The 17,060-nt window shown below is 68.7% G+C and carries 17 protein-coding genes and 1 pseudogene; 11 read left to right on the plus strand and 7 right to left on the minus strand.

Features of this window, described 5'->3' with window-relative positions:
• Positions 1–17: 17 nt before the first annotated feature.
• A complete protein-coding gene (locus MNR01_RS10880) occupies positions 18–1,532 on the minus strand; it encodes an acetyl-CoA hydrolase/transferase family protein (protein WP_241917827.1) in 1,515 nt (504 codons plus the stop codon).
• Between the two features lie 152 nt (positions 1,533–1,684).
• On the opposite strand from MNR01_RS10880, the gene crcB reads away from it, so the two are divergent.
• The 4 genes from crcB (at position 1,685) to MNR01_RS10900 (ending at position 4,761) form a co-directional block, all read left to right on the plus strand.
• The gene (gene crcB / locus MNR01_RS10885) at positions 1,685–2,068 is read left to right on the plus strand and encodes a fluoride efflux transporter CrcB (protein WP_241917828.1); all 384 of its coding nucleotides are present in this window, start codon (positions 1,685–1,687) and stop codon (positions 2,066–2,068) included.
• 181 nt (positions 2,069–2,249) lie between these two features.
• Positions 2,250–3,503, plus strand: a complete 1,254-nt coding sequence (locus MNR01_RS10890) for a histidine kinase (RefSeq protein WP_241917829.1) — start codon at positions 2,250–2,252, stop codon at positions 3,501–3,503.
• Entirely contained in the window at positions 3,496–4,275 is a 780-nt protein-coding gene (locus MNR01_RS10895) for a LytTR family DNA-binding domain-containing protein (RefSeq protein WP_241917830.1), read from the plus strand. The genes MNR01_RS10890 and MNR01_RS10895 overlap by 8 nt, the downstream gene beginning before the upstream one ends.
• 90 nt (positions 4,276–4,365) lie before the next feature.
• Positions 4,366–4,761 (plus strand): hypothetical protein, encoded by a 396-nt coding sequence (locus tag MNR01_RS10900; protein ID WP_241917831.1) that lies wholly within the window; start codon positions 4,366–4,368, stop codon positions 4,759–4,761.
• Positions 4,762–4,768: 7 nt separating this feature from the next.
• Here the strand turns inward: MNR01_RS10900 and MNR01_RS10905 are convergent, their stop codons facing one another.
• Together MNR01_RS10905 and MNR01_RS10910 are read right to left on the minus strand one after the other, a co-directional pair.
• A complete protein-coding gene (locus MNR01_RS10905) occupies positions 4,769–5,407 on the minus strand; it encodes a response regulator transcription factor (RefSeq protein ID WP_241917832.1) in 639 nt (212 codons plus the stop codon).
• Positions 5,408–5,417: 10 nt separating this feature from the next.
• Positions 5,418–6,621, minus strand: a pseudogene (locus tag MNR01_RS10910) (histidine kinase).
• A gap of 51 nt (positions 6,622–6,672) precedes the next feature.
• Here MNR01_RS10910 and MNR01_RS10915 point away from each other — a divergent pair.
• Both MNR01_RS10915 and MNR01_RS10920 read left to right on the plus strand, forming a co-directional pair.
• Positions 6,673–7,371, plus strand: coding sequence for a hypothetical protein (locus MNR01_RS10915; RefSeq protein WP_241917834.1), 699 nt, complete (start codon positions 6,673–6,675; stop codon positions 7,369–7,371).
• A gap of 177 nt (positions 7,372–7,548) precedes the next feature.
• A complete protein-coding gene (locus tag MNR01_RS10920) occupies positions 7,549–8,970 on the plus strand; it encodes an FAD/NAD(P)-binding protein (RefSeq protein ID WP_241917835.1) in 1,422 nt (473 codons plus the stop codon).
• 43 nt (positions 8,971–9,013) lie between these two features.
• Here the strand turns inward: MNR01_RS10920 and phhA are convergent, their stop codons facing one another.
• On the minus strand, positions 9,014–9,907 hold the full coding sequence (gene phhA / locus MNR01_RS10925) for a phenylalanine 4-monooxygenase (protein WP_241917836.1): 894 nt from the start codon (positions 9,905–9,907) through the stop codon (positions 9,014–9,016).
• A 121-nt stretch (positions 9,908–10,028) separates the two neighbouring features.
• Here phhA and MNR01_RS10930 point away from each other — a divergent pair, with 121 nt between their 5' ends.
• Positions 10,029–10,505, plus strand: a complete 477-nt coding sequence (locus MNR01_RS10930; RefSeq protein WP_241917837.1) for an Lrp/AsnC family transcriptional regulator — start codon at positions 10,029–10,031, stop codon at positions 10,503–10,505.
• On the opposite strand, the gene MNR01_RS10935 is transcribed toward MNR01_RS10930, so the two are convergent.
• Positions 10,502–11,239: a glutathione S-transferase gene (locus MNR01_RS10935; protein WP_241917838.1), complete on the minus strand. Its 738-nt coding sequence runs from the start codon at positions 11,237–11,239 to the stop codon at positions 10,502–10,504. The two genes, MNR01_RS10930 and MNR01_RS10935, sit on opposite strands and share 4 nt — an antisense overlap.
• Between MNR01_RS10935 and MNR01_RS10940 the strand changes: the two genes are divergently transcribed.
• Positions 11,213–11,683, plus strand: coding sequence for an Lrp/AsnC family transcriptional regulator (locus tag MNR01_RS10940; protein WP_241917839.1), 471 nt, complete (start codon positions 11,213–11,215; stop codon positions 11,681–11,683). The genes MNR01_RS10935 and MNR01_RS10940 overlap by 27 nt on opposite strands.
• Before the next feature lie 53 nt (positions 11,684–11,736).
• Positions 11,737–12,801 carry a pyridoxal-phosphate dependent enzyme gene (locus MNR01_RS10945; protein WP_241917840.1) on the plus strand — a complete coding sequence of 355 codons (1,065 nt, stop codon included), beginning with the start codon at positions 11,737–11,739 and terminating at the stop codon, positions 12,799–12,801.
• Here MNR01_RS10945 and fabR read toward each other — a convergent pair.
• Positions 12,798–13,442 carry an HTH-type transcriptional repressor FabR gene (gene fabR, locus MNR01_RS10950; protein WP_241917841.1) on the minus strand — a complete coding sequence of 215 codons (645 nt, stop codon included), beginning with the start codon at positions 13,440–13,442 and terminating at the stop codon, positions 12,798–12,800. The two genes, MNR01_RS10945 and fabR, sit on opposite strands and share 4 nt — an antisense overlap.
• A 175-nt stretch (positions 13,443–13,617) precedes the next feature.
• Between fabR and MNR01_RS10955 the strand changes: the two genes are divergently transcribed.
• The gene (locus MNR01_RS10955) at positions 13,618–14,730 is read left to right on the plus strand and encodes a ferredoxin reductase (RefSeq protein WP_241917842.1); all 1,113 of its coding nucleotides are present in this window, start codon (positions 13,618–13,620) and stop codon (positions 14,728–14,730) included.
• An 8-nt stretch (positions 14,731–14,738) separates the two neighbouring features.
• Complete coding sequence (locus MNR01_RS10960; RefSeq protein WP_241917843.1) at positions 14,739–15,893, plus strand: acyl-CoA desaturase; 1,155 nt, start codon at positions 14,739–14,741, stop codon at positions 15,891–15,893.
• Between the two features lie 25 nt (positions 15,894–15,918).
• Here the strand turns inward: MNR01_RS10960 and MNR01_RS10965 are convergent, their stop codons facing one another.
• Complete coding sequence (locus MNR01_RS10965) at positions 15,919–16,965, minus strand: patatin-like phospholipase family protein (protein WP_241917844.1); 1,047 nt, start codon at positions 16,963–16,965, stop codon at positions 15,919–15,921.
• Positions 16,966–17,060: the final 95 nt, after the last annotated feature.

Here is a 17,060-nt window from a genome sequence, read left to right on the forward strand (position 1 = left end):
CCATGGCGCATGTCCGGCTACGCCACCCGCATGTCGCCCGTGTCGATGAAGCGCTGATGCCACGACAGCGCCTCGTTCAGCAGGTGCGGCGTGTGCTTGCCATAGCTCTCGCGACGCGCGCGGTCGAAGTAGTCCTGCAGCATCGGCCGATAGGTCGGGTGCGCGCACGAATCGATGACGCGCTGCGCGCGCTGCTTGGGCGCCAGGCCGCGCAGGTCGGCCAGACCCTGTTCGGTGACCACCACCATCACGTCGTGTTCGGTGTGGTCGACGTGGCTGGCCATCGGCACGATGGACGAGATGCGCCCGCCCTTGGCCGTGCTCGGCGACATGAACACCGACAGATAGGCATTGCGCGCGAAGTCGCCGCTGCCGCCGATGCCGTTCATGATCCGCGTGCCTGCAACATGTGTGGAATTGACGTTGCCGTAGAGGTCGGCCTCGATCATGCCGTTCATGGCGATGCAGCCCAGGCGCCGCACCAGCTCGGGATGGTTGGAGATTTCCTGCGTGCGCAGCACGATCCGCTGGCGGTACTCGTCGACATGGGCGAGGAACTCGTCGATCCCCGCCGGGCTCAGCGAGAACGACGTCGCCGACGCCATCCGCACCACGCCCTGCTTGAGCAGCTCGAGCATGCCGTCCTGGATCACTTCGGTGAACGCGGTGAGGTCGCGGTAGCCGGCCTGGGCGAGGCCGGTCAGCACCGCGTTGGCAATGTTGCCGACGCCGGACTGCAGCGGCAGCAGCTTCGGTGTCAGCCGACCGCGGCGGACCTCGTGGGCATAGAAGTCCAGCAAGTGCGCGGCGATCTGCTTGGAATCGGCATCGGGCGGCGTGAACGGTGAATTGCGATCGGGTGCGTCGGTCTCGACGATGGCGATGATCTTGTCCGGGTCGCAGCGCAGGTACGGTTCGCCGATGCGATCGTCGGGATGCAGCAACGGGATGGGTTTGCGGTCGGGCGGCAGCGCGGTGCCGTAGTAGACGTCGTGCATGCCTTCGAGCGCCGCCGGCTGCCAGCGGTTGACCTCGAGGATCACCTTGTCGGCCTGGTCGAGCCAGGTCTTGTTGTTGCCGACCGACGACGACGGCACCAGGCGTCCGTCTTCGGTGATCGCGGTGACCTCGATCACGGCCACGTCGACCGCGCCGTAGAAACCGAACCAGGTGTACTGGGCGACGTGGCTGAGATGCAGGTCGATGTAGTCCAGCTCGCCGGCGTTGATGCGCTCGCGCAGCGTCGGGTCGGACTGGTACGGCAGGCGCAGCTCGATGCCCTGTGCGCGGGCGAGGACGCCGTCGAGCTCGGGCGCGGTCGAGGCCCCGGTCAGCACCTTGATGCGGAAGGCCTCGCCGGCGTTGTGCGCCTGTTGGATCTGCGCCGCCAACGCCTGCGGGACGGCCTTGGGATAGCCGGCGCCGGTGAAGCCGCTCATGGCGACGGTCATGCCGGGGCGGATCAGGGCGGCGGCCTGCTCGGCGCTCATGCGCCGGTCGCGCAGGCCGGGGTGGCGGATGCGGTCGCTCATGATGGAGATGCGGGGCGGGGGAAAAACCAGTCTAGTCCGCGCCCGTGGCGCCGATGTGTTGACGCCGGCCAGCCGCTTTGCCGCGAGCGGCCGCTCGTCGCAATCGTCCACCCTGGCTTACCCTTGCCGCGCAGACCCGCTGGAGTGACCCGATGCTCAACTCATTGCTGGCCATCGCGCTAGGCGCAACGCTCGGTTCGTGGGCGCGCTGGGGGCTGGGCGTCTGGCTGAACTCGCTGCACGGCAATGTTCCCATCGGCACGCTTGCAGCCAACCTCGGCGGCGGCTATTTGATTGGCCTGGCGGTGGCATGGTTCGGCGCCAGCCAGGGGGTGGCGCCGGAATGGCGGCTGTTCGTCATCACCGGCCTGCTCGGTGGGCTGACCACGTTCTCGACCTTTTCTGCCGAAACGGTGCACCTGCTGCAGCGCGAAGCCTATGGCTGGGCGCTGCTGACCATCGCGCTGCACCTGCTCGGGTCGCTGGCGATGACGGTGCTGGGGATCATGACGATGCGGTGGCTTCGCGGCGCCTGAGCAGGACCGGGTGGCACCGCCGCCAGCGCCGCCTGGAGCCCGCCAGCGAACCCTCCCCCGCATCTGGGGCGCCAGCGACGGGTTTCGTCGCGCCTGCGGCGCTTCCGTCGCAACCACCGCCCGGTCGCCGTGCACCGCCGCTATGCTCGGCCGCACAGAATCCCGACCCGACCGACGCCGCATGGCCACCAACCTCTACTTCATCGCCCGACTGATCGCCGCCTGGTTCCTGGCGTTCCTGGTGCTGGCGATCCTGATCGATGCGACGCCGCTGGGTCGGTTCGACGGTCTGCCGGTGACCTTCCTGTTCTTCGTCACGATCGGCTTCGTCGTCCTCGGTGCGGTGTCGCACCTGCGCCGGGTGCGGTTGATCGCCGGCCAGGTCGATGCGGTCACGCTGGGCAATCGCCAGCGCCGGCAGATCGAGATCCCGCTCGAAGCCGGGGAAGCATTCGACCTGCTCGACGCGGCCATCCGCGAACTGCCGCGCACCGAAGAGATCGAAAGCGTCCGCGACAGCCTGCAGATCCGCGCCAAGGTCAAGCGCCTGGAGCCCTACGGCCACTCGCCCTCGCGCTACGTCAATCCGCTGGTGCTGCTGGGCATTCCGCGCAACCAGATCCAGGCGACCGTGACGCCCGGCGAGGGCACCGGCAGCGTGACGCTGATCTGCGAGCCCGAGAGCGGTGCGTGGAGCGACTGGTTCCGCGTCGACGACGGCACCAACCTCGAGAACGCCGAGGCGATCACCCGCGCCGTCACGCGCCGGATCGCCGAACGCCGTCGCGGCGAGCGTGCCGCGGTGGCGCAGACGGTGACCGAGAAGGAACTGACCGTGGCCAAGCTGAGCCTGCTGCATGCGCAGGTCGAGCCGCATTTCCTCTACAACACCCTGGCCAGTGCGCAGTACCTCACCCGCACCGACCCGGCCCGCGCCGACGAGATGCTCGGGCACCTGATCCAGTACCTGCGCCATTCGCTGCCGCGCACCGACGATGCGCTGTCGACGCTGGGCGTCGAGCTGGAGAGATCGCGTGCCTACCTGGAGATCCTGAAGCTGCGCATGGGTCCGCGCCTGGCGCTGCAGATCGACGTCCCGGAAGACCTGCGCACGACGCCGCTGCCGCCGATGATGCTGCAGACGCTGGTGGAGAACGCCATCAAGCACGGGCTCGAGCCCAAGCCCGGCGGCGGCACCGTGTGGATCCTGGCGCGCAGCAACGATCGCGTGGTCTCGGTGACCGTGGCCGACGATGGCGATGGCTTCAACGCCGAAAGCACCGGCACCGGCATCGGCCTGAAGAACGTGCGTGAACGCCTGCGCCTGGTCTACGGCAATGCGGCAACACTGGCGATCGTGGCCAACTTCCCCAACGGCGTCGCCGCGACGATCACGGTGCCGATCGCCCCCGTGCAGGAGCCCGGCCATGGCTGAGCCACGGGTGATGAAAGCCGTCGTCGCCGAAGACGAGGAGCTGCTGCGCAACGCGCTGGTCGAACTGCTCGGCGAGGTCTGGCCGCAGTTGCAGATCGTGGCCGCGTGCGAGGACGGCGCCAGCGCGCTGGAAGCCATCGCCGAGCACCGCCCCGACGTCGCCTTCCTCGATATCCGCATGCCGGGCCTGACCGGGCTGGATGTCGCCGCTGCTGCCGCGCAGGCCAGTCCGGGGACGCAGGCGGTGTTCGTCACCGCTTACGACCAGTACGCGGTCGACGCGTTCGAACATGGCGCGATCGACTACCTGCTCAAGCCGGTCAGCCGCGAGCGGCTGGCGGCGACAGCGCAGCGGGTGCAGGCCCGTGCTGCTGCCGGCAGCGTCGATGCGGTCGCGCTGGCACAACTGGTCGCCACGCTCGACCTGGCGCCGCGCAACAGCGAGCCGCCGCTGACATGGATCACGGCCACCGCCGGTCGCGAGACGCGGTTGATCCTGGTCGACGACGTCGCCTACTTCCGCGCCGAGCACAAGTACACCGTGGTGATGACGGCCGAAGGTGAAGCGCTGATCCGCAAACCGATCCGCGAACTGCTGATCGCGCTCGACCCGGCCGTGTTCTGCCAGATCCACCGCTCCACCATCGTCAACCTCAAGGCGATCGCATCGATCGTTCGCGACGACAGCGGCAAGGGCGTGGTGCGCCTGCGCCAGCGTCCGGAAACCCTCACCGTCAGCCAGCCGTTCATGGCCCTGTTCAAACAGATGTAGCGGCCGCCCGCACAAAGCCCGCAAAAGCGGCGCCGCCCCGAATGTCATGCAGTACCCACGACGTGGCTCGATGCCGCGAAAGGATGCCCCATGCGCAACGTAATGGCTTTCGTCTACTTTCTCCTCGGCCTGGTCGGCGGGATCGGCGAGATCAGTGGGATCAGCGGGCTCGGCGCTACCGGCACCACGCTGGTCGCGCGCAGCACCGACAATGGCGTCGAGACGCTGCTGAGCAAGACCAGCATCGAAACCGGCAAGGTCCGCTTCGAGTGCATGCGCAGCGCCACCGGGCACTGCCACTACGCGCTGTTCACCGGCACGTGCACCACCTCGGCCGCTGGCGCGCACTGCGTGCATCGCCCGGCGGGCACGTTCGACGTGCAGGTCGGCCAGGTTCGCGACCGCAGCGATCTGCCTGCCGACTTCCGCCTCTGCGTCAGCCATCGCAGCGAAGCGGTGGACGCCGACTGCCGCCCAGCCGGCTGAGCGCGGCTCAGATCACCCGCAGCGTGATCGCCTTGAGCACTGCGCGCGTACGGTCGCGGGTGTCGAGCTTGTCGAGTATCACCGACACGTAGTTCTTGACCGTGCCTTCGGCCAGGAACATCGCCCGCGCGATCTCCTTGTTGGAATAGCCGCCAGCGAGCAGCCGCAGGATCGCGACTTCGCGCTCGGTGAAGTTCTCGCGCGGCGCTTCGCTGGCGTGGTACTGGTACCTCGCGCGCACCGGGTCGGTGCTGACCGGTTGCAGCAGCGTTTCGCCGGCGGCGAGGCGCGCGATCGCGTCGCGCAGCTCCTCCGGCGCGGCATCCTTGAGCATGAATCCCTGAGCGCCGGCAGCAGTCGCACGCAGCAGCAGCTCGCTTTCGTCGAAGGTGGTCAGCAGCAGCACCGGGGTGCTGTCGCCGCGCTCGCGCATGCGCCGCAGGGCCTCGATGCCGTCGACCCCGGCCATGCGGATATCGCTCAGCACGACGTCGACCGGCGTCGTCGCCAGCAGCTCGAGCAGCTGCGCGCCGTCCTCGGCTTCGAACACGACCTCGATGCCATGGCGCTCGAGCAATGCGCGCAGGCCGGCGCGGACGATGCCCTGGTCATCCGCCAGGGCGATGCGGACCGGGGCGGGTGTCATCGCTGCGAACTCATGCCGGCAAGCTCGCCTCGATGCGCAAGGCACCGCGCGCGGACGTGGACAGGTCGAGGCTGCCGCCGGCGGCGACGATGCGCTCGCGCATGCCGGCCAGGCCGTTGCCCTCGCGCAGCGCACCGCGGACGTAGCCGTCATCCTCGACCTGGATGCGCAGGCGTCCGCCATGGCAGGTCAGTGCGACCTGGACGACGTCGGCATCGGCGTGGCGGATGCTGTTGGTGAGTGCTTCCTGCACCAGGCGCAGGATCGCTTCGGCGACGGCAGGATCGGTCACCTGCACGCTGTCATCGATGCTCAGCCGCAGCGCCGGTCGCGGCAACGGCGCCGCCAGGGCGCGCAGGGCGGTGGCGAGATCGAGGCCGCGATCGTGGCGGATCGCCTGGACGATGCCGCGGATGTCGGCGAGCAGCTCGCTCGACAACTGCTGCGCAATGACTATCTCCTGGCGCCCGGCGAAGGCCGGATCGGCGGCGAGCGCGCGCAGGTTCAGCGTCATGGCCGTCAGCTTGTGGCCGGCCACGTCGTGCAGCTCGCGGGCGACGCGAAGGCGTTCGTTGTCGCGCGCCGAATCGGCCAGCAGTGCACGGGTGGCGAGCAGGTCGGCGTTGACGCGCGCCAGCGCATCGCGGGCGCGCTCGGCGCTGGAGGCATACCACGCGCACAGTGCGGCGAAGGCCTGGAAGCCGCCGTGGATGAACACGACCGTCAACGGCGCGCTGTGGTCGTCCGTGCGCAGCAGGAAGTAGTACGCGATGTCGACCACGACCACGGCGATCATGGTGGTGCGCAGCGAAAGGGTCATCGCCATCACGGCCGTCCACACCACCAGCAGCACGGGTGCCACCGACGGGCGCGGGTCGAGCCAGATCAGCGTCAGCGCGATCAGCGGCATCAGCACGATGGAGAGCGGCCGCAGCCAGGTCACGCGCGGCCACATGTCGGTCACCAGCAGCAGCGCCCCGAACGCGGCAACCAGGGCCAGGCCGTAGGGCAGCCGCTCCGGTGGCATCCAGCGCAACGCCATGCCGACCGCGACGAGGGTGAACACACCTGCCAGGTTGAGCGGTTGCAGCAGCGTGCGCAGGCGATCGTTCATGGCGGCCATGCTGCGACCGCGGCGACGCGCGCGCAATGCCGCCGGAGCAGAAAGTGACTTCCGGCAGGTCGCAGCGATGACCGCGGGCACTGCGATTCAAGATGATGCCGGCGCAGCCTGACCTCACTTCCGATGAACCGGGTTGGCGGCCATGACTCCCTATCAAGTTCTCGTTTCCGTCCACGGCGCGATCGGCGTGGTCGCACTGGCCACGTTCTGGAGCAACGCCGCCCTGCGCAAGGGCACGCCCCTGCACCGGCGCGTCGGTCGCGCGTTCCTGCTGGCGATGGCGGGCATCCTCGTCACCGGCGCACCGATGGCGTGGTTCACCTTTCGCGACGGGCGCCCGGTCACGGCGGCGTTCCTGGCCTACCTGGTGGTGATCACCGCCTCCGCGGTGTGGAGCCAGTGGCGCGCGATTCGCGACCAGGGCGACGTTGCCCGCTACACCGGGCCGGTGTACGTGGCACTGGGCGCGCTTTCGCTGCTGTCGGGCGTTGCCGTCCTGGCGCTTGGCATGCGCGTCGGCTCGCCGTTGCTGATGGGTTTTTCCGCGGTCGGCCTGCTCAGCGGTGCTGAACATCTCTACAAATGGCGGCATCGTGCCGAGCTGGGCGCACGCGGGCAGTGGTGGCTGGTGGAGCATTACAACGCCGTGCTGGGCAATGGCATTGCCACCCACATTGCGTTCCTGTCGATCGGACTGCCGCGCCTGCTGCCGTCGATCAGCGGCGGCGTGCTGGGCTACCTGGCATGGTTTGGCCCGCTGCTGGTTGCGGTGGTCGCGAAGGTGTTGATTGATCGGCGCTGGAAGCCGCGGGAAGTTGGGGAGCTTTCGTCGGTGGGGTGAGATCTGCGGTGAGGGGCCCCGGGTGCGCTTTGCTTGCCCGGGCTACGGGTTCGTGATGGTTATGGCGATCGGTTATGTCGCGCTGAAGAACGGTTCCGAGCGGATAACCTCAGATTTACCTCCGCGCGCCCGCGTCCGGTTACCAATGGACGCCCGACAGCGACGGAGACAACGGTCATGCGGATCAGCATCATCGGCGCCGGCTTCAGCGGCTGCGTACTGGCCACCGAACTGGCGCGCGCGGCGCCGGCCGGCGTGGACATCCAGCTGGTCGGTACGCCCGACAGCTACGGTCGCGGGGTCGCGTATGGCGAGGCGCGGCCCGAGCATCTGCTCAATGTCAGGGCGCGCGACCTCGGCGCGACCGCCGACCACCCCGGCGAGTTCGCCGACTGGCTGAGCCTGACCGAACGCGCACGCCACAGTTTCCTGCCGCGCCTGGTCTATGGCGAGTACCTGCATTCACGCTTGCACGGTGCCGCGCAGGTGTCCCTGGCGGCGCTGGCACGGGTCGAGCAGGAGGCCATCGCGATCCAGCGCGATGCGGGGGCCTTCCGCATCCACCTCGCCGACGGCGCCGACTTCCTCAGCGATGTGGTGGTGCTGACGGTAGGCGCACTGCCACCGCAACCGCTGGCCGGAGTCGGGCCACGCCTGGCGGTGCATCCCAGCTACCTGGGCTGGCCGTGGCAGAACGGACTGGACGGAACCGGCGCGATCGACGGCGTCCCGCCCGGCGCACGCGTACTGGTGATCGGCACTGGCTTGACCATGGCCGACGTGGTGACGACCTTGCACCGGCGCGGCCATCGCGGTCCGATCACCGCGCTGTCGCGGCATGGGCTGTTGCCCAACGCACACAGCGATGATCCCATTGCCGCCATCGCCCTGCCGCCGACGGTATTGCAGGCACTCAACAGCCACGACCTGCGGCAACTGGTCCGGGCGCTGCGCACGCTGACACCGATCGTGCCGGACTGGCGCGCGCTGATCGACGCGTTGCGGCCGTACATCCAGGGCTTCTGGCGTGGCCTGCCGCAACTGCAGCGCGGACAGTTCCTGCGCCATCTGCGCGCGCACTGGGAAGTGCTGCGCCACCGCCTGGCGCCGGCACTGGCGAACGAGATCGAGGAGTTGCGCGTGCGCGGCCGCCTGCGCATCCGCGCCGGCCGCATGCTGCGGGCGCGACGCGGTGGCGACGCGATCGAAGTGCTGATCCGCGAACGCGGCTTCGCCCACGCCAGCAGCGAACAATTCGACGTGCTCATTCGTGCCACCGGCTTCGATACCGACCTGGAGCGCACCAGTCATCCACTGGTGGCGCAGTTGCGCGACTCGGGGATGCTCAGCGGCGATCCGCTGGGACTGGGAATCAATGCCTCGCCGCGCTTCGAGGCACTCGATGGCAATGGCTCGGTGGTGCGTGGCCTGTATGCACTCGGGCCGCTGCTGCGTGCGCAGCTGTGGGAAATCACGGCCGTGCCGGAGCTGCGCGTGGCAGCGCGGACGCTGGCGAAGCAGTTGCTGGCGACGGCGTCCGCTCGCCAGTCAGGCGAGAGAGGCAATGCGGTGTGGCAGGAGGCGCGTTCGCCGGGATGACGTCAGCAAGCTCGGGACGCTGGGCGGTGGACGCCGACCCTGCTTAAACGTCGCCGTCCGTCGCCCAGCCTTCGCCGGTGCCGCGGTTGAACACCGTGTCGGTGGTGAGCACGGTGCCGGCCGGGATCGACTCCTGCTGCGCCAGTCGTGCATAGATCGGCGTGAAGTCCGGCGTGGTTGCTTCCATCAGCTGCTCGTAGCTGTCGATGACGAAGTAGGTCTTCTGGAAGGTGTCGATGCGGTAGCGGGTACGCATGATCCGCTCCAGGTCGAAGCCGATGCGGTTCGGCGACGCGCTTTCCAGGCAATGGATCGACTCGCCCTTGGACGAGACGATGCCGCTGCCGTAGATGCGCAGCCCGTCGGGCTGGCGGATCAGGCCGAACTCGACCGTGTACCAGTACAGGCGGGTCAGGTTGACCAGCGCGTCGGCACCCAGGCCATGCGCCTTCACGCCGCCGCGGCCATAGGCCTGCATGTAGTCGGCGAAGACCGGGTTCATCAGCAGCGGCACATGGCCGAACAGGTCGTGGAACAGGTCCGGCTCGGCCAGGTAGTCCAGCTGCTCGGGCTTGCGGATCCACCAGGTCACCGGGAAGCGACGGTTGGCCAGGTGATCGAAGAACGTCAGCTCCGGCAACAGGCCCTCGACGCCGACCAGCTCCCAGCCGGTCGCCTTGCGCAGCATGCGGTTGAGGTCGTCGAACTTCGGGATGCGGTCGGGCGTCATGCCCATGGCGTGCTGGGTGCGCAGGAACTCGTCGCTGGCGCGGCCGACGAGGACTTCGCGCTGGCGCTTGAACAGGGTCGCCCAGACATCGTGGTCGGCCTGGCTGTAGCTCGCCCACGGCTGCTCGACCACCGACGTCGTGTACACCGGCACATAGCCCTTGTCGGTGAGCTGGTGTTCGACGCGGTTGGGGGAGATTGCGTTCATGGGGGCTCCTTGTACTGACTTTCGACTTTAGCGCCCAAAACGCGCAATAGGCTTGCGTAGTTGCGCATGTAGCCGGTTACGGAGCAATATTCTTGCGCCAACAGCAATCAAGGCGCACGAAATGGCCGCTATCGAACTCGACCGGACCGACCTGCTGGTACTCGCCGAACTGCAGCGCAGCGGCCGCCTGACCAATGCCGAGCTGGCCGAGCGCGTCCACCTTTCGGCCTCGGCCTGCCTGCGCCGGGTGCAGCGGCTGGAGCGCGAGGGGGTCATCGCGGGCTACCGCGCCGAGGTCGATCCCGACCGGCTCGGCCTGGGCCTGCTGGCATTCGTCCGCGTGCAGCTGGTGCGCCACGACAGCGAGGCGATCGCCGCCTTCGTCGACTTCGTCAACGCCTGGGACGAAGTGGTCGCCTGCCACGCCCTGACCGGCGACATGGACTATCTGCTGCAGATCGTCGTGCAGGACCTCGAGCACTTCTCGCGCTTCCTGCTCGATCGCCTGCTCAACCAGGCCGGCGTGGCGGACGTCAACTCCAGCTTCGTGCTGCGTACGGTCAAGGCGTTCCGGGGGATGCCGCTGCCCGCGCGCTAATCCTGCGTCTCGCCCGACAAGGGCGTGGCCCGCATCGACGGCCGGGCGGCGAACGCGTCGAACCACGCGCCCAGTCGCGGGCGTCCGGCGCGGAACCCGGGCAGCTGGCGGAACTCCAGCCAGTCCAGCGCGGTGGCAACGGCGACATGGCCGACATGCAGCGTGTCGACGTCGAGCTCGCGCTCGAGCCAGTCGTAGCTGCTTTCGAGTTTGGCGATATGGCCGTCGCGCAGGGGCGGATAGCGCAGTTGCGGCGGACGCCGGACCGTTTCCCAGCGCACCGCGATGCCGGCGTCGGCCAGACCCTGCGCAACCGCCTGCACGCGCAGTGCATGCCAGCGCTGTTCGCCTTCGGCGGGAATCAGGCGCGGACCGCGGTGCAGGGTATCCAGGTACGCGCAGATCACGTCGGAATCGAACAGCGCCGGCAAGCCGGGCCGCAACAGCACCGGCACCTTGCCCAGCGGATTGCGCGCGAACACCGCCTCGTTGCGGCGGGTCGGGCTGGTCTCGTGGTGGACGACCTCGATAGCGCCAGCCAGGCCGGCCTCGTGGGCGAACACCAGCGCCTTGCGGGCGTAGGGGGAGTGGGTCTGATAGAGAAGTTGCATGCCACGAATACTGGCGCCGGCTTCGTGCGTGTTGGCGGCGTTGTGGCGCCCCGGCGCGCGCATTTCCTGCACGGCGGCCGCGATAAGCTGCGCGCCATGGAACTCGACCGCTTTGACCGACAACTGCTGAACCTCGTGCAGGAGGATTGCGGGCAGACCGCCGACCAGCTCGCCGAGCATGTTGCGCTGTCGCCGTCGGCGATCCAGCGGCGGCTGCGCCGCCTGCGCGAGCAGGGCGTGATCGAGCGCGAATCGGCGATCGTCGACCCCAGGGCCGTCGGCCGCCCGACGATCTTCATCGTCTCGCTGCAGGTCGAGCGCGAGCGCCCGGACCTGATGGCGCAACTGCGCAAATGGCTGGCTGCGCAGGAGCACGTGCAGCAGGCGTTCTACGTGACCGGCGAGGCCGACTTCGTGCTCGTCGTCACCGCGCCCGACGCCGAGTCCTACGATGCCTTGATGGGCCGACTGGTCAGCGAGAACCCGAACGTCGCCCGCTTCACCACCAACGTGGCGATGAGCGTGGTCAAGCGCGGCCTGACCATCCCGGTGGCAATCGACGACTGATCACCGCGCGCTGGCGCGGCGATACCGCAAAAGGACACTGGCAGGGTGATGACATGGAAAGCACGACACACGGCACCGCGGCGGATTTCGCCACCCTGTTCCCGCAGTACCGGCCCACGGATCTGGTCGAGCTGCCACGGCTGGCGGCCACGGCGCGCGTAGGCCGCGTCTTCGCCAAACTCGAGAGCCAGCGTCCCTTCGGCAACTTCAAGGTCCTCGGCGGCATGCTTGCCGGCCTGCGCGCGCTGGTGCGCGCCAGCGGCGCCGCGTCACTGCAGGATCTGCTCGCCGGCGGCACGCGCCAGCCGGGACTGCCGCGCCTGATCTGCGCCAGTGACGGCAACCACGGCCTGTCGGTGGCGCTGGCCGCACAGCGCGCCGGCGCCGAAGCGCGCATCTACCTGCCGGCATCGGTCGGGCCGGTGCGCGTGCAGCGCATCGCCGACCGCGGTGCGCAGATCGTGATCGTCGATGGCAGCTACGACGACGCGGTCGACGCCGCGGCCGCGGCCGCCGCCGCCGGCGACGGTCTGCTCATTGCCGACACCGACCCTGATCCCGCCAACCATGTCGTCGCCGACGTGATGGCGGGCTACCGGTTGATCACCGACGAGCTGGGCGTGCAGTTGCGCGAACTCGGGGTGCGGCCCGGCCATGCCTTCGTCCAGGCCGGAGTCGGCGGACTCGCCGCCGCCCTGGCCGATGGCCTGCGCCCGCACATGGGCGGCGCCGCGCGCCTGGTCGTGGTCGAACCCGCGGCTGCGGCCTGCGTTGCCCGCGCGCTGGAAATGCACAAGCCAACCCTTATCGAAGGCGACCTGCACACCGTCGCCGAAATGCTCGCCTGCGGCCTGGCTTCCGCGGCCGCCCTGCCCGCCCTGCGCCGCGCCGGCGCGACCGCGGTGGCGGTCGACGAGTCCGGTCTGGCCGAGGCGGTGTACCTGTTGCGCCAGTCCGGTGGCCCGGAGTCGACGCCGTCGGGGGCCGCCGGGCTGGCCGGCCTGCTGCGGGTGGCCGGGGATCCGGCCCTGTTCGAGGCGCACGGCCTGGCCGGCGACAGCGACGTGCTCCTGGTCGTGACCGAGCGGGCGCCAGAGATCGACGGCAACGGCGGTTAACTGGCCGCCAACGTCCTTGATCCGGCGATGATCATCCGCACCATCATCGTCAGCTGACGGATCAGCTCGGGGTCCTTTTCGGGCGGCGAGTCCATCGCCGCTGCGCCCATCGCGAACACCAGGCGGGTGATCGCCTTGGCCACCAGGGCCGGTTCGCGCAGGGGGATGCCCTGGGCGCGGGTCAGGCGGATCAGGTCGACGCGCAGTTCTTCCTCGAAGAAGTTCAGTTCGCGGTCGACGGCGTGCTTGAAGGCGTCCGACCCTACGGTGCCTTCGCGCAACAACACGTGCAGCAGCTTGTCGTCGGCACGCACCTGTTCCATGAACGCCTCGACCGAGCTGCGCACGATGCTGCGATCGGTCTTCGCCCGGTAACGCGCCTCGCCGACGATCTTGCGCAGCGAGCGGCCGGCCAGGTCGATCAGGGCCACGGCCAGCTCGTCGGTGTCGCGGAACTGGCGGTAGAAGCTGTTGGGCGCGATCCCGGCCTCGCGCGCGATCTCGCGCAGGCTCAGCGTCGAGACGCTGCGGTGCGGGCCGATCAGCTTCAGCGCCGCGGCGAGGATGTCCTCGCGCGAAATGGATGCCTTGCGACCGGCTGCGTGATCGCCATCGACAGGCTGTACAGGTGGTTGGGTCACTAGGGCGGCTGTGCTGATCGAAGTGGACATCATATCGGGGTGCGAACGTATATCCCGGCGCGTAGCCCGGGTAAGCGAAGCGCACCCGGGACCCGGCGCACCGGCACTTGGCCAGGTCCCGGTAATTAATGCACAGGTGTATACACGCCTGTATGCGTGTCTGTATAGTGTTCCCATGAACGCTGTTACCCGCCCCCGCGGCCCTCGCGTCGTTCGTCCGAGGAGCCCGCTGTCGCTGCTGCGCACCTGGGTTGCCCCGGATGTGTTCGATTTCTGGGCCTCGCGCCTGCATCCGACCTGGACCTGGGAGCGCCCGCTGGCGCGGATCGTTGCCAGGCAGGCGCAGTCGCGCGATGCCGTGACCCTGCTGCTGCAGCCCAACCGCCACTGGCGCGGCTTCCGCCCGGGCCAGCACGTCAACCTGGGCGTGGAGATCGACGGCGTGCGGATGACCCGCAGCTACAGCCTCAGCGACGCCCCGCGCGCCGACGGCCGGATCGCGGTGACGGTCAAGCACATCGAAGGCGGTCGCATGAGTCGCCACCTGTGCCAGGACGCGCGCGTCGGCGACGTGGTCGATCTCGGCCAGGCCTTCGGCGAGATGACCTGGCCGCAGGGCGCCGATGGTGCCTGGCTGTTCCTTGCTGCCGGCAGCGGCATCACGCCGTTGATGTCGCTGCTGCGCGCCCATGTCGCCAATGGCGCGTCGACGCCGCTGATGCTCCTCTACTGGGCACGCAGCCGCGACGAGCTGTGCTTCGTCGACGAGCTGCGCGCGCTGGCGAAGCAGCATCCGAATTTCGTGGTGCATTTCGTCCTGACCCGCGAAAGCACGCTGATGGACGGTGAGCACCGCGGTCGCATCGACGCAGCGCTGTTGTCGTCCCTGGTTTCCGACCTTGGTGATCGCGACGTCTACGCCTGCGGTCCCGGTGGCTTCGTCGACAGCGCACGCGCACTGGCCGGGGCCAACGCGCGCAGTTTCGCCGCCGAAGCGTTCACGCCGCCGGCGCGGCTCATCGAGGAAGGCGGCCACGTCGAGGTCACCCTCGCCGCCAGCGGACGAACCCTGAGCGTGCCGCGCGGGCAGTCGCTGCTGACCGCACTGGAAGGCCAGGGCCTGAAGCTCGCCAGCGGCTGCCGCATGGGCATCTGCAACACCTGTGCCTGCGGCAAGGTGTCCGGCACCACCCGACACCTGCATACCGGCGACGCCATCGGCGAACCGGTGTCCGCGCTGAGGCTGTGCGTCAACGCCGCCTCCAGCGACCTCGTACTCGACCTGTGAGCGATCGAATGACCGCCCCGACTGCCGCCAAGACCCAGCACCGCAACCGCCCGCTGACGCCAGCCGAACTCGACCGTTTCGGCGAGGAACTCGACGCCCTGCGCGCGCGCACCGTCGCCACGCTCGGCCAGCGCGATGCCGACTACATCCGCACCATCGTCAAGACCGTGCGCTACATGGGCGTGGCCGGGCGCGTGCTGCTGTTCGCCGGCGCGATCCTCGGCAGCACGCTGCTGCCGGCGCTGTTCTGGCCGGGCTGCATCGCCGGCACGCTGCTGCTGGCGCTGGCCAAGATCATGGAGAACATGGAGCTGGGCCATAACGTCATGCACGGCCAGTACGACTGGATGCGCGACCCCCATCTCGATGGCAAGACCTACGAATGGGACATCGCCGGCACCAGCGACAACTGGCGCAAGACCCACAACTACAAGCACCACACGTACACCAACGTGCGCGGCATGGACGACGACATCGGCTACGGCCTGCTGCGGATCTTCCCCGAGCAGCGCTGGCGCCCGTTCTACCTGGTGCAGCCGATCGTGGCGGTGGTGTTCGCGCTGCTGTTCGAGTGGGGCGTGGCGATACAGGACCTGAAGGTGGGCCGCTGGATCGCCGGCAAGACCAGCAATGCGCAGATGCGCAAGGCGCTGCGTCCGGTCGCGCGCAAGATGGGCCGCCAGGTGGTGAAGGACTACATCGTGTTCCCGCTGCTGGCCGGTCCGTTCTTCCTGCCGGTGCTGTTGGGTAACGTGGTGGCGAACGTCCTGCGCAACCTGTGGACCTACATGATCATCTTCTGCGGCCACTTCACCGCGGACGTCGAGACCTTCCCGAAGGAATCGGTGCGCAACGAATCGCGCGGCCACTGGTACCTGCGCCAGCTGCGCGGCTCATCGAACATCGCCGGCGGCCGCCTGCTCAACGTGATGTCGGGCAACCTGAGCCACCAGATCGAGCATCACTTCTATCCGGACGTGCCGGCCAACCGCTATTCGCAGATGGCGACGGAAGTGCGCGAGATCTGCGCGCGCTACGGCCAGCACTACAACACCGGCTCGCTGCCCAAGCAGTTCGGTGAGGTGATCTGGCGGATCCTGCGTCACGCCTGGCCGAGCCGGCCGCGCAAGACGGCGCCGCTGGTGCGGCAAGAGGCCGCCTAAGCGCCTCCCCCTGCTCGCAGGGGACTCAGGGCGCCAAAGCCTGCGCTGCCTCGCACTTGTCATCGCGCCCGAACAGGCTGCCGAGGCGGAAGCCTTCCTTCTCGCATACCGGATCGATCTTCACCGGCGCAACCACCGGCACCTTCGCCGCCTGCGCGGCGATGCGCGCGCGCTGCAGCTGCGCCAGCTTCGCGCGGATCTGCGGAATCGCCGCCAGCGTCGCACGCTCCCCTTCCATGATCGCGTTGTTGCGCTGCTCGAAATCGGCCGGACCGATCTCGTTGACGCTCGGGCGGATGACGACATCGGCGCGCGCCAGCTCCTGCTGGCCCAGGCGCTGGCCCATGATCGTGATCGACTGGTTGATGTTGCCCAGCACGCTGCCCGGGTTCTTGCCGCTGGCCTTGCTGGAGATGTCGACGGCGATGACGAAGTCGGCGCCGAGCTGGCGTGCCGCATCCACCGGCACCGGGCTGACCACGCCGCCGTCGACGTAGTGGTACTGGCCGATGGTCACCGGTTCGAACACGCCGGGGATGCTGCTGGAAGCGCGCACCGCCTGGCCGGTGTTGCCGCGCACGAACACCGTGCGCTCGCCTGTTTCCAGCTGGGTGGCGACCGCAGCGAACGGCTTGCGCATCTGCTGGATGGTCTTCTGCCCGACCTGCTGGTTGACGTAGTCCTGCAGCTTCTGGCCCTTCACCACGCCGCCGGAGAACAAGCTGTAGTCGCGGATCTTCGTCTCGTCGAGGGCGAACGCCTGCTTCTGCATCGCGAACGCGTCCATGCCGCTGGCATACATCGCCCCGACCACGCTGCCGGCACTGGTACCGGACACGACCTCGGGCTGGAAGCCGTTCGCTTCGAGCATCTTGATCACGCCGATGTGCGCGAAGCCCTTGGCCGCACCGCCGCCCAGGGCGACGCCGATGCGGATCTTCGGCGGCGGCGCAGGCGGCGTGACCACCACCGGCGGCGGCGTCGGCTTGACGACCTCAGCACCCCCGCAGGCAGCGAGCAGGAAGGCGAAGGAGGCCAGCAGCAGCGGGCGCAGGGCGGTGGACGGCTTCATGGGTAACAGGCGGCTCGGGCGATCAGCGGCGCAGCATACAGCCAGGCGGGCGGGGGAAATCGGACTGCCGTAGCAACCGTTCACCGCAGCGCTAC

It is taken from the genome of Lysobacter sp. S4-A87 (genome assembly GCF_022637455.1).
In the GTDB taxonomy this organism is placed as follows: Bacteria; Pseudomonadota; Gammaproteobacteria; order Xanthomonadales; family Xanthomonadaceae; genus Lysobacter_J.